Below are 12,819 nucleotides of genomic sequence, written 5' to 3' on the forward strand. Positions count from 1 at the left end.
TCATGAAAAAACTATTCTTAACCTTTCCTATTTTGTTACTAATCCTCTCTGCATGTGGGTCACAATATGATCCCGAGATTGAACAAGTAATCGAATTAGAGAACGAGCATCTTTCTGACCTAGGGGATGATGTGAATCTGACTCGTGACACTACTAATTTTTATGTATATGCGGATGGCGGCTATGTAGAAATCCGTTATGATAATTCTGCTGGTGAAGAGCAACAGGCAGTATATGAGGAAGTAGATGAAGATAATTATGAGCGTCATGATGGGATGCCGGAAGAAGCAGAGAACCTGACAAGGGAATATGAGGAAGAAAATAAGTAACCGATTCGACGGGCTTCTGCAGAAGCCCGTCATTTTTGTGCTGAATGAATAAAAACGAGGTGGTCTGTCCATTGTCCGTTTTCAAAAATAAAGCCTTTGCGAATGCATTCATAATGCATGCCAACGCTTTTCGCAAGGGCAATTGATTGCGGATTATCCAAATTAATATGGGCCTCGATTCGCTGATAGTGAAGCTGAGAGATTGCTGCATCAAGTGCCAAACGGACTGCGGCCTTGCCATAGCCTTTTCCCCAGTATTGATTATGGATCGTATAGCCGATCCTTCCCCACTGAAAGTGATCACGTGCTAATGTAGAAAAATCAATCATGCCAAGATGTGCGCCATCCGCCACCCTGAATACAGCAAAAATATAAGCTTTGTCTTCAGCAGCGAGCTGCTGATGCTTGTCCACTAAAGCAGCAAACCATGAGTCTGTACAATCCGTCATGTCGAGCAGCCCTGGATCATGAGTATGCTGAGACAGCTTACGTCTGCTGAAGCCGCTAAACCATTTGGTGTAATCCTCTTTAAGCAGCGGACGCACTAAAATGCCATCCGCATATGCCTGAAAATCGAAAGCCATTATGCACTCCTCCTCTCCTTTACTATATCACCAAATTCCATGTTTGCCCCTGAACAGTTTGACCATACACATCTAGGTTTAGTTGCATAGCTTATAACTGTAAGGTGATTACAAAACCTAAGGAGGTATTACAGATGGGAGATAAATGGAAAAGCAGAAATAAATACGAAGGGAGCAACCAAGAAATGAGCTATTACAAACATGACAAAGAACACGATGATGAAGAATTCGAAGGCACAGAAGTAGATGCCGCAGCTAAGAACAAATCCAAGAACCACAACGAAGCAAAAGTAGTAAAAAGCGGAAACTCCTACGTCTGGGTAAAAACAAAAGCAGACGCAGAAGTTGAAGAAGATGACAATGATGATGAGAACGGTCACGATCACGATCACGGCAAGAAACACAAAAAGTTCCGCAGATAATTAAGAGAGGAGAAGAACAATGAGCAATCTTAGAAAGTACCAGAACCCGAACCAGAATCCATTTTCAGCCAGTAGAAACGATAACAATTCCCAAGTTGCCAATAGCGGTAACTCAGATGTCGATGTTATTGTAGAAGTGAATACAATGCCGATTGCATATGCCATGCTTTGTTCCCTTTACGCAACGAAACAGCTATCTCTAACTGAATTTGAAGATGCTATCAAGAACTTGAAAAGCCTTGTGGATGAAGATCGTGTCAACAATGATAATGACCCGAATACAGCTAAAATCTATCATGTAGAATAGTGCTATAGAAGTAGCGCTCCTGCTTGCTCCAAGCGGGATTGCTACTACCAGCTTTTTTGCTCATAATATATGCATTTCAAATGCCCTAGTGATAATTGACAGCTCATGTTCTTCTCCTAGCCAGTCTTCTGAAGGCTGGCTTTTTACATAGATAGGAAAAAGCGCCCCTAAAAGGAGCGCTTTTCTTATAAGGCAGCAGGGCCTTGTTTTCCTGTATTAATATCAATCGTTTGTTGGATAGGATAGACGAATATCTTTCCGTCACCAGCTTTCCCAGTATGGAGTGCACTAGTAGCTGCTTTGATGACATCATCGACTGGAACTGCACTGACGACAATCTCAATCTTAAGCCGATCGAATACATTCTGCACTTTCTTGACACCGCGGTATAGCTCTGTGTAGCCTTCCTCTAGACCGCATCCTTGTACATGGGAGAAAGTCATGCCTGATACTCCGATTTCAGCCATTTTCATTTTGAATGCTTCAAGATCTGCTGAGTTCCTAGTGATAATCTCAACCTTGAACATGTCACTCATATACCGTTCCTCCTTATAGTTTAATCCTGGTAAGCGCGCTCGCCGTGCATTGTCAGATCCAAACCTTTTGCTTCTTCATCATCTGTAGCACGTGCTTTGAAGATGAGGTTGACGATTGTAATCAGGATAAATGTCACCACGCCGACAAAGGCGAATGTCGCGATGATGGCAACTACCTGTCTCCATAATAAATCAATACCGCCGCCGTAGAAAAGACCGTTGTGCTCAACAATTGCATTAATGGAATCGCTAGCGAACAAGCCAGTTGCGATGCCGCCCCACGTACCGCCGATAGCGTGCAGACCAAAGGCATCTAGTGCGTCATCGTAACCAAGCTTTTGTTTCAGCCAGCCAACGCCCCAGAAACAAACGATACCGCCAATGAAACCGATAGGAATGCTTGCAATTGGAGAGACGAAACCTGCAGCAGGAGTGATTGCTACAAGACCGGCAATCGCACCGGATACCGCTCCCAATAGTGTCGGCTTTTTGTTGACGACCCATTCAATAATCATCCAGCCTAGTACACCAGAAGCAGCTGCAGTATTCGTATTGATGAAGGCATACATTGCTACATCATCGAAAGCAAGCTCACTACCGACGTTGAATCCGAACCAGCCGAACCAAAGCAAAGCGCCGCCAATCAAGGTGAAGATCAGGTTATGCGGTGCAGTTGAGCCGGCGTTTTTTCGTTTGCCAATGACGATGGCAACAACCAAACCTGCAAGACCGGAAGAAATGTGAACAACGTTTCCGCCTGCGAAATCGAGTGCGCCCATTTCCGCAATCCAGCCGCCGCCCCATACCCAGTGTGCAAGCGGGGAGTAGACGATAAGGACCCATAAAACTGTAAATAAGATGAATGCAGGAAAACGAATACGTTCTGCATAAGCGCCAGACACGATTGCAGTTGTCAGAATCGCGAATGTCATTTGGAACATCATGAATAAATTGAATGGAATAGTGTGTCCTTCAGCCGGCTCGAAACCGACATTAGTAAGCCCGAAGAAATCCAAGCCTCCAATAATTCCGTTACCTGGTGAGAACGCCAGGGAAAAGCCAATGATAATCCAGATGATCGACACAATTGCCATTGTCGTAAAGCTGTGCATCGCTGTGCTCAGCACGTTCTTACTTCTTACTAACCCGCCGTAGAAGAGTGCGAGTGCTGGTGTCATCAACCATACTAAGACGGTTGCGACAAACATGAATACCGTATTAGCCATATCCATTTTCTCTACCCCCTGTGTTTATCTTTAATTGTTTGAAAATTTAAATCTTTATTCATTATATAAGTGCCACGCAAAAAAATGTAACAAACTTGTCAGGTTATCTTACGTGAATATTTCTGACCAACTCATGTAAGTGTTTTCAGGGCTTTTGTCATGAAGCGTTACCTAAAACAGGACAGAATTTATGGCAAATGGGAAATTTGGGGTGGTTTGTACTTCTTTGCAACGGGAATAGATAGATAGCTGCGAAGATGTCCTGTATCGGAAGTTTGACAATAATTGTAAAGCATGATAAGATAGTTAACGTATTCGATGTTTGAGTAACTTTATCGAATATCATTGGCATTCTGCTATAGTTTTAATTAGAAGTACTTATTCAGACTGGAGCGGCCTAGGAGCCGTGAGGATGCAATAGAGGTAGGGATTGCATCGTTTAAGTGTAAACTACCATGTGGAACAAGTACCGCGGCAAGGGGATGTATTAGGTATCCTCTACTTACAATAGAAAAGTTACATTTTAGCCCCGCATTGGCATTCGCTGATGCGGGGCGTCCAAATTTCTAGGGATATTTACAGCGTAAATGGAAATTTCAGAATTTATAGTTGACTGATAATTTAACCCATGCTACAATCCTGTTAACAAATAAATAGCAAGCTCTTATCAAGAGAGGCGGAGGGACTGGCCCGACGATGCCCGGCAACCTGCAAGCAGAAATGCTTATAAGGTGCTAATTCCTGAAAGTGCGTATGCACTTTAAGATGAGAGAGACAAGTCGGTACATATTGCCACCCTGTCCTCTCAGGGTGGCTTTTTTATTTGAGGGGAGGAAGCGTACGGAACATGGAGTCAGAACAGTCATACCAAACCGGCAAACTTCTCATAGGTGATATCGAGCTTGAATCAGGTGAGATCCTTTCAAAAGTGGAAGTAGCTTATGAAAGAAGCGGTCCTGAATCAGGAGAAACGGTGCTTATCTGCCATGCGCTGACAGGAGATCAATTTGCGGCCGGTACTGGTACAAATCCAGGCTGGTGGAGCGGATTGCTGCAGCCAGGAGGGTTTATCGACACCAGCCGGTATAAAATAATTACATTCAATGTGCTGGGTGGCTGCAATGGCACAACATGCGCCTTATCGGCAGATCCAGTTTCAGGTGATAGGTATGCGGCTGCTTTTCCAGCTATTACGATCCGTGACATGGTTTCAGTTCAGCGCATTGCGTTGAAGAAACTAGGAATCTCTCATTTGAGAGCTGTGATCGGCGGATCATTAGGTGGAATGCAAGTACTAGAATGGGGTGTCATGTACCCGGATTTCATGGATGTACTGATCCCTTTGGCGGCAACTCCTTACGTAAGTGATTATGCAATTGCCTATAATCACTTAGCCAAGACAGCTATCACTTCCGATCACAATTGGAACAATGGTAATTACACAGCAGATAAACCACCTGCCGCTGGTCTCGGACTTGCAAGGATGGTAGGAATGCTTACTTACCGTTCCGATCACCAATATAATGAACGCTTCCGCCGCGCTGCATCCCGCAGGGACGATGCGGCATATGAAGTGGAATCATATTTGAACTACCAAGGAGAGAAGCTCGTCAATCGCTTTGATGCCAATTGTTATATGACTTTATTAGAGGCGATGAACAGTCATGATATCGGCAGGGGAAGAGGAGGATGGCAGTCTGCCGCTCAAAGTATAAAGGCAATTGTACTGACATTCGGCTTCTCCAGAGATTTGCTGTTTCCGCCTGAAGAGATTGAACGCTTTGCAGCAGCAGTTCCGGGTGCCCGTCATGTAGACGTTAAAACAATCTATGGACACGATGGCTTCCTGCTCGAATTTGAAAAATGGGGACATCATATCCGTCAGGTGCTTCAGCAGCCTATGAAAATTTCATAATAGCTTATCAAGAGAGGCGGAGGGACTGGTCCTATGATGCCCGGCAACCTGCAAGCAGCAATGCTTGGAAGGTGCTACTTCCAGCAAACAAAGAGTTTGAGAGATAAGAAGTTCCATGCTTATGCAGCAGCTTCTTACCGGAAGCTGCTTTTTTTCATCTATATATAAATTGGAGGAATGACAAAATGACAGATCAAGTATATAAAGCGGAGACATTAGCATTACACGGCGGGCAAGCTCCAGATCCGACAACAGGTTCAAGAGCAGTTCCGCTTTATCAAACGACTTCTTACCTTTTCCATGATACAGATCATGCAGAGCGTCTATTCGCCTTGGATGAGCCGGGTAACATTTATTCCCGTATCGGCAATCCTACAGTCGATGTTTTGGAAAAGCGGATTGCGTTGCTCGAAGACGGCGTTGCAGCAGTCGGCGTTGCTTCTGGTATGGCAGCAATCAGCTACAGCATTCTCAATCTGGCAGCCGCTGGAGATGAAATCGTAGCAGCGACCAATTTGTATGGCGGAACGTATAATCTATTTCAAACGACACTTCCGCGCTATGGAATCAACGTAAAATTCGTTGATCCAACTGATCCGGAAGCTTTCCGTGCAGCGATTACAGACAAAACGAAGGCTGTATTTGCTGAAATTATTGGAAACCCGAGTCTGCATGTGCTAGACGTAGAAGCAGTAGCAAAAGTGGCGCACGATGCTGGTATTCCGCTAATCGTTGACAGTACGTTTGCTACACCGATTTTGAGCAAACCGATTACACTTGGAGCTGATATTGTTGTTCACAGTGCGACGAAGTGGATTGGCGGTCATGGTACTTCTATAGGGGGATTGATTGTAGACGGAGGCAGGTTTGATTGGAATTCACCGAAATTTCCGACATTCACAGAACCGGATCCAAGCTACAATGGCATCCGCTATGCATTTGATTTCGGCACACTTGCTTTCAGTACGAAATTGCGCGTGCAATTGCTTCGTGATTTAGGCGCTGCGCTTAGTCCGTTTAATGCATGGCAGCTGATTCAGGGGCTTGAGACTTTGCACTTGCGCGTTGAGCGCCATGTACAAAATGCAGAAAAGCTTGCGACTTATCTTGAACAGCATCCGGCAGTTGATTGGGTTGCTTATCCAGGACTCAGCAGCCATCCATCCTATGAAATAGGAAAGAGAGTACTTCCATCCGGTACTGGTTCCATTGTTAATTTTGGTATTAAGGGCGGCAGAAAAGCTGGTGCTACACTGATCAATAATGTTGCACTTTGGTCACACGTTGCCAATGTGGGAGATGCAAAATCATTGATTATACATCCAGCATCGACCACACATCTTCAGCTGGATGCAGAAGGGCTCGCAGCTACAGGAGTGAAAGAAGAATTGGTGCGCTTGTCCGTTGGAATAGAGTCAGTGGATGATCTTATCCATGATTTGGACAGAGCGTTGGAAAAAGCGACGGGAATCCGTTCTGAATCACGGAAAATTGTCATCAATGATGAAGCCGTTATTCGGGAAGCGCTAGGCAGTGCGACAGATGCAACTGGCCGTCAAAAAACGATCGCTGTAGTGGGCTTGAGCAGTAAGGAACAGCGCCCAAGCAACCGTTTGGCACGGAAGATGCAGCGACTCGGATACAAAATCATTCCGGTTAACCCTGCTGAAACGAGTGTATTGGGAGAAAAGGCTTATCCCGATTTGACAAGCGTGCCTGAGAAAATCGATATCGCTCAGATTTTCCGCAGTCCCGAAGCTGCTGTAGAACTAGCTAAGGAAGCAGCTGAAGTACGTCCAGAAATCTTCTGGCTCCAAGAAGGTGTCGTTTCGCAGGAAGCCGCAGCTATTGCGAGAGAAGCAGGATTGGAAGTTGTTCACAATCGCTGCACATACAAAGAAGCACAGCGCTTGCGCGGTACGATCAGCACGTATGCCTGTGAACTGGATAACAAAGGAGTAACGATTGATGAATAAGATTCCCCTTATAGATAAAAGAAGTTTACTAGCTTTACTTAGTTTGGTTGTAATTGTTTTTTTGGCAGCTTGCGGGAACTCAAGCAGTGCATCCGGTGAACTGAAACAGATTCGTTTGGATTATGCCTACTACTCCCCAGCAAGTCTGGTGATAAAAAATAAAGGATGGGCAGAAGAAGCTTTTAAGGATTCTGACATCGAAGTGACTTGGACACTCAGCCAAGGATCTAATAAAGCGCTGGAATTTTTGAACAGTAACAGCGTAGATTTCGGTTCTACAGCAGGCAGTGCCGCCTTGCTTGCTAAGGCGAATGGCAATCCGATTCAAGGTATATATCTGGCGTCTAAACCAGAATGGACAGCATTGGTTGCGGCAAAGGACAGCGACATTAAAGATCCGGCAGACTTGAAAGGGAAGAAGGTTGCCGCGACTGTCGGAACCGATCCGTATATCTTCTTGCAGCGTACCTTGCAGGAAGCTGGTTTGGATGAGCAGGATGTCGAAATCGTCAATCTGCAGCATGCAGACGGAGCTAGCGCTCTTCTCTCAGGTGATGTAGATGCATGGGCAGGACTTGATCCGCATATGGCAAAGCTTGAATTGGAGAATGACGCACAGCTTTTCTATCGTAACGAAGATTTCAACACATACAATTTCCTGAATGTTCGGGAAGAATTCGCTGAAAATCATCCTGAAGAAGTGAAAGAAGTCTTGAAACTTTATGACAAAGCAAGAGCATGGATCGAAGAGAATCCAGAAGAGACAGCAGAGATTGTTGCCAAAGAGGCGGGAATCAGCCAAGAAGTTGCTGCAAAGCAGCTGGAACGAAATGATTTCTCTGAATCTGTACCTAGCGATACACAGCGTGAGATTCTGAATCAGTCAGGCGCTGTTCTGGAAAAGGCGAATCTATGGAAAGGCAACAAAGATGTAGCGGAAACGGTTGATGCTTATATTGAACCGAAATTCGCACAAGAACTTGGAGAGGAATGATGATTTATGTGGAAGAAATTACGGACACATCCTGTACTGCTCGGTTCACTGCTGCCGATCGTATTACTGGCAGCATGGGAGATTCTGAGCAGAACAGGGATCATTCCTGCCTATCAGCTGCCTGCGCCTAGCGCTATTTTGTCGACCATCATTACATACTTGCAGGATGGCTCCCTGCAGGATCATGTATTACTTACTGTTTACAGGCTGTTCGTTGGTTTCATCATTGGAACTATCGCAGCGATCCTATTGGGAACACTTGTCGGCTATTCTGAACTTGCAGAACGGTTTTTCGATCCGCTGATTCAAGCATTTCGTTCCATCCCGTCGCTAGCATGGGTTCCGCTATTCATCCTTTGGATGGGAATTGGTGAAACATCGAAAGTGACATTAATTGCAGTCGGTGTGTTCTTCCCTGTTTATTTGAATATCGTTGATGGTATTCGCGGAGTGGATCGAAAACTGATTGAAGTAGGCAGAATGTATGGCCTCGATGGGGTAGCGCTAGTAAGAAGAATTATTCTTCCGGCGTCGCTGCCGTCTTTCCTTACCGGTTTACGAAGCGGTCTCGGTTTAGGATGGATGTTCGTTGTTGCTGCAGAGATCATGGGTGCCAGCCAAGGGCTTGGCTATCTGCTTATATTAGGGCAGAACACATACGCTCCCGATGTAATTATTGCCAGTATCTTCTTGTTTGCCCTGCTCGGTAAATTGACAGATTGGGTGCTGAAGATCATTCAGAAGCGATCGCTTCATTGGCAGGATACAGCATTAGCGAAATAACGAGGGAGGAATTAGCATGACATTACAAGTGAAAGCTCTCGGAAGACGCTTCGGGGAAAAACAAGTATTGCAGCAAGTGGATTTCTCTGTCGGAAAAGGAGAAATCGTAAGTCTGCTCGGTACAAGCGGCTGCGGCAAGAGTACGGTCCTGCGGGCTCTTGCGGGTCTTGATTCGGATTATGAAGGGAAAATCAGCATCCCTTCCGATCAGCGTGTTGGATTTATCTTCCAGGAGCCGCGACTCTTGCCTTGGAAAACGGTCTTAGCTAATGCCACGTTCGGCTTAAAGGGAGACCGTAAAGAAAATGAGGAAAAAGCACGGCGGTATTTGGAGCTTGTCGGACTAAAAGAAGCAGAAAAGCTCTATCCACGTGAGCTCTCTGGCGGTATGGCACAGCGGGCAGCTATTGCGCGTGCGCTTGTGACAGAGCCTGATATCCTCTTGCTGGATGAGCCATTCAGCGCGCTGGATGCATTTACCAAAATGCAGCTGCAAGAGCTTCTTTTGAAGATTTGGGAAACATTTGGTACCACGATTATCCTTGTTACGCATGATATCGATGAAGCCTTATATTTGAGTGATCGTGTCTTGCTCTTGCAAGGGCGTCCATCTACTTTGGCCAAAGATTTGAAAATAGCTTTAACAAGACCTCGCTCTCGCGGAAGTGCAGCGCTAGGAAAATGGAAAGAAGACATACTTGATCTACTGGAAGGGAAGGAACAGACATATGACTACAGCCTTGTCACCGAAATCGGACAGAAAGCATAATCTTTCAAGCTATCAAGAAGCACTGAACAACCATGATTGGAAAGTGCTAGAAGAGGAGCTTCTCGGTAGGAAAGATGGCAGATGTAACGCATCTTATGAAGCTGTTGACCGCCATGTTGAGGAGGGATATGGATCAAAAATAGCATTGCATTATGTGAAAGATGGGCTGCTGCAATCCAGTTTGACATTCGAACAGCTGCAGCAGAAAATTGAGCATTATGCGAAGGTCCTCCGCTCACGTGGAGTAGAGAAGGGCGACCGCGTTTTTATCTTTCTTCCGAAAAACCCTGAATGCTACATTGCTATTCTGGCAACCATCCGTGTTGGAGCGATTGCAGGTCCGCTGTTTGAAGCGTTCATGGAAGATGCTGTACGTGATCGGATCAATGATTGCGACGGTACACTGCTGATAACGGACCAGGACTTGATTAACCGAGTTCCAGCCGAGGATATTCCTTCCTTGCAGGAGATTCTTTTAATAGAAGAAATTGATGAAGATGAACCGGAAGCAGATGTTTCAGGAGAAGTAGAATGGGTCGACAGAGAAGACGGCCTGCTGATCCATTATACGAGCGGATCGACTGGTAAACCAAAGGGCGTTCTGCATGCTCATCGTTCTTTCATCCACCATGCTGTTTCCGGCAAATGGGTGCTCGATGTTCAAGATGATGATGTGTATTGGTGCACGTCCCATCCTGGCTGGGTGACTGGCAGTGTCTATGGCTTGTTCGCGCCATGGCTGAACCGCGCAACAATTGTTATCCAAGGTGGACGATTCCAAGCAGAATCATGGTACAAAATCATTGAAGAGCTTAAAGTGACAACACTATATAGTGCACCTACTGCTTTCCGCCTTCTCAAGGCAAAAGGAGATTTGTACAGAGATTATGATTTATCCAGCTTGCGCCATATTCTTAGTGTTGGAGAACCGCTTAATCCGGAAGTCATCACATGGGCATGGGATAACTTGCAGCTTCGTATCCACGATACGTGGTGGATGACAGAAACAGGCGGACATATTATCGTCAATCTGCCTTCCGAGCCAATCAAACCCGGCTCAATGGGACGCGCATTCCCAGGCATTCAGGTTGGTATCCTGGATGAAGAAGGGAATGAGCTGCCGGCGAATTCAATTGGTCAGCTTGCCGTTAAGACACCATGGCCAGGTCTTATGCAGGATATCTGGGGCGATCGAGGGAAATATGAAAGTTACTTTGTTTATCCTGGCTGGTATATTTCTGGGGATTTAGCGCTGAGGGATGAAGAAGGTTATATCTTCTTCCAAGGCCGGAACGATGATATGATCAATAGTTCAGGTGAACGAATCGGTCCGTTTGAAGTAGAAAGTAAGCTGATTGAACATCCTGCTGTTGCAGAAGCGGGTGTAATCGGGAAGCCGGACCCTGTTCGCGGGGAAATCGTCAAAGCTTTTATCACACTGCGTGATGGCTATGAGGAGACACCGGAACTGCTGGAATCAATACGATTGTTCGTCCGTAAGAATTTGGCCGCCCATGCTGCACCAAGGGAAATCGAAGTAATGGCAGAGCTGCCGAAAACGCAAATCAGCGGAAAGATCCTGCGTCGGGAATTGAAGCAGCAGGAACTGGAGAAACAATTAGCATTAAAAACGCCTTCCAAATAAGGAAGGCGTTTTTTTATGCTTCGTCACATTTGTGACCAGACAAAGCAATGATTATAGGGACTAAATTGAACGAAAGTATTGATTGACTAAATGAGATGGGGAGCTAGTAAATTCCATTGCATTAAAGAGGAACTGCCACAAATTGATATGGCAGTTCCTCTTTTTAAGCTTGATTACTAGTAATCTGTTTCGAGGCCGTTCCTGAACTCTCTTCCTTTATATCTGAATCTTGATCCTGTTCAAATTGATAGCCTTTTTTCTCTAGCCTTTTCACTAAGAAGCCCACATAAATCGGAAGGACAACTGCAGTTGTCACCACAGAGGCTGCTACTTGGACTGTAGCTATATCAACAACAGAAGCAAAGCTCGCATTAGCTGCTGCGATAGCTGCTGGAGTTGCTACCGCATTACCTGCTGTAGAGCCTTCCGCTGCACCGACGATAGGATTCCATTTAAGGGCCTTGAATACAAAGTAACCAGCTGTACCAGTGACAAATACAGTTAACAGACCAAGGATAACCCCGCTTAATCCACCGGAAAGTATGGATTTGAAATCAATGCTCATTCCAAGAGCGAATGCAAAGAATGGGATAAGCATGGAGCTGCCGCGCTCCAAAAAGCTTCTCATATTCTCATCTAAATTACCAAGTACCATACCAACCGCGATTGGAAGTAGCACGGCTATGAAAGAAGTGATAGAAAATAAACCGTTTACAAATCCCATTGCGCCAAAGACGGATAATGCAACCATTGTAAGGAATGGACCATCATTTAAAGCTAGTAAAGAATATGCTGCTCTATCTTCCTTGCTTCCGTATTGGCCGACAAGTGCGACGAACATACCACCGTTGCTGTTTGTCATAGCTGCAATCATAGCGATAGGTGCAATTCCAAGCCATAAACCGTCTTCGCCAGCAAATAAGATTGCGAGTAAACCAAACGCTGCCCCGACAGCCCACTTGGTAACAAGTAATGTTGCACCTTTACCTAAAGAACGACCGAATGATTTCAGATTGATTTGTGCCCCTGTACATAATAAGAATAAAGCAATTAACGTGGAGGCTCCATCAACAAACAATGCTTGTGTGAAATTTCCTATTCGAAGCAAATCAGGAGCGAATGTATTTAAAACAGCTGCAAGCAATAATGGTACGACCATCATTCCTCCTGGGATTCTTTCCAAAGTAGCTTTAATTTTCATATTGACACCCTCTTCTTTAGTTTCATTTTTAAACACATAATATAATGAACCGCTTTCAATTAATAATTGTAAATGCTTACAACGCATATTACAAGTATTATTTTATAATTTAGTTGCAAAAACAAACACAAA

General features: G+C 45.1%; 13 protein-coding genes and 2 riboswitches. Of the genes, 9 read left to right on the forward strand and 4 right to left on the reverse strand.

Annotated features, from left to right (window positions below):
* Positions 1-2: 2 nt before the first annotated feature.
* Positions 3-329, forward strand: a complete 327-nt coding sequence (locus AE2B122_RS08110; RefSeq protein WP_095268504.1) for a hypothetical protein — start codon at positions 3-5, stop codon at positions 327-329.
* 29 nt (positions 330-358) lie between these two features.
* On the opposite strand, the gene AE2B122_RS08115 is transcribed toward AE2B122_RS08110, so the two are convergent.
* On the reverse strand, positions 359-913 hold the full coding sequence (locus AE2B122_RS08115) for a GNAT family N-acetyltransferase (protein ID WP_175073696.1): 555 nt from the start codon (positions 911-913) through the stop codon (positions 359-361).
* A gap of 134 nt (positions 914-1,047) precedes the next feature.
* Here AE2B122_RS08115 and AE2B122_RS08120 point away from each other — a divergent pair, with 134 nt between their 5' ends.
* Together AE2B122_RS08120 and AE2B122_RS08125 are read left to right on the forward strand one after the other, a co-directional pair.
* On the forward strand, positions 1,048-1,335 hold the full coding sequence (locus AE2B122_RS08120; RefSeq protein WP_175073698.1) for a hypothetical protein: 288 nt from the start codon (positions 1,048-1,050) through the stop codon (positions 1,333-1,335).
* Positions 1,336-1,354: 19 nt separating this feature from the next.
* The gene (locus tag AE2B122_RS08125; protein WP_175073700.1) at positions 1,355-1,642 is read left to right on the forward strand and encodes a hypothetical protein; all 288 of its coding nucleotides are present in this window, start codon (positions 1,355-1,357) and stop codon (positions 1,640-1,642) included.
* Positions 1,643-1,827: 185 nt separating this feature from the next.
* Here AE2B122_RS08125 and AE2B122_RS08130 read toward each other — a convergent pair whose 3' ends face one another.
* Both AE2B122_RS08130 and AE2B122_RS08135 read right to left on the reverse strand, forming a co-directional pair.
* Positions 1,828-2,178, reverse strand: coding sequence for a P-II family nitrogen regulator (locus tag AE2B122_RS08130; protein WP_095218428.1), 351 nt, complete (start codon positions 2,176-2,178; stop codon positions 1,828-1,830).
* Positions 2,179-2,198: 20 nt separating this feature from the next.
* Positions 2,199-3,410: an ammonium transporter gene (locus AE2B122_RS08135; protein ID WP_175073702.1), complete on the reverse strand. Its 1,212-nt coding sequence runs from the start codon at positions 3,408-3,410 to the stop codon at positions 2,199-2,201.
* Between the two features lie 655 nt (positions 3,411-4,065).
* Positions 4,066-4,176, forward strand: a riboswitch (SAM riboswitch).
* A 75-nt stretch (positions 4,177-4,251) separates the two neighbouring features.
* Between AE2B122_RS08135 and metX the strand changes: the two genes are divergently transcribed.
* The 6 genes from metX to acsA all read left to right on the forward strand — a co-directional run bounded on the left by metX (position 4,252) and on the right by acsA (position 11,486).
* Entirely contained in the window at positions 4,252-5,319 is a 1,068-nt protein-coding gene (metX, locus tag AE2B122_RS08140) for a homoserine O-acetyltransferase (protein ID WP_175073703.1), read from the forward strand.
* A 1-nt stretch (position 5,320) separates the two neighbouring features.
* Positions 5,321-5,429: riboswitch (SAM riboswitch) on the forward strand.
* Between the two features lie 75 nt (positions 5,430-5,504).
* A complete protein-coding gene (locus AE2B122_RS08145) occupies positions 5,505-7,295 on the forward strand; it encodes a PLP-dependent aspartate aminotransferase family protein (protein WP_095218544.1) in 1,791 nt (596 codons plus the stop codon).
* Positions 7,288-8,289, forward strand: a complete 1,002-nt coding sequence (locus AE2B122_RS08150; RefSeq protein WP_095268511.1) for an aliphatic sulfonate ABC transporter substrate-binding protein — start codon at positions 7,288-7,290, stop codon at positions 8,287-8,289. Before AE2B122_RS08145 ends, AE2B122_RS08150 begins: the two co-directional genes overlap by 8 nt.
* Before the next feature lie 6 nt (positions 8,290-8,295).
* On the forward strand, positions 8,296-9,072 hold the full coding sequence (locus AE2B122_RS08155) for an ABC transporter permease (RefSeq protein WP_175073705.1): 777 nt from the start codon (positions 8,296-8,298) through the stop codon (positions 9,070-9,072).
* A 16-nt stretch (positions 9,073-9,088) separates the two neighbouring features.
* Entirely contained in the window at positions 9,089-9,841 is a 753-nt protein-coding gene (locus tag AE2B122_RS08160) for an ABC transporter ATP-binding protein (RefSeq protein ID WP_095218423.1), read from the forward strand.
* Complete coding sequence (gene acsA, locus AE2B122_RS08165) at positions 9,801-11,486, forward strand: acetate--CoA ligase (RefSeq protein WP_175073706.1); 1,686 nt, start codon at positions 9,801-9,803, stop codon at positions 11,484-11,486. The genes AE2B122_RS08160 and acsA overlap by 41 nt, the downstream gene beginning before the upstream one ends.
* A gap of 163 nt (positions 11,487-11,649) precedes the next feature.
* On the opposite strand, the gene AE2B122_RS08170 is transcribed toward acsA, so the two are convergent.
* Entirely contained in the window at positions 11,650-12,687 is a 1,038-nt protein-coding gene (locus AE2B122_RS08170) for a 2-keto-3-deoxygluconate permease (RefSeq protein WP_175073707.1), read from the reverse strand.
* Between the last annotated feature and the right edge of the window lie 132 nt (positions 12,688-12,819).

It is taken from the genome of Terribacillus sp. AE2B 122 (genome assembly GCF_902497585.1).
Taxonomy (GTDB): domain Bacteria; phylum Bacillota; class Bacilli; order Bacillales; family Amphibacillaceae; genus Terribacillus; species Terribacillus saccharophilus_A.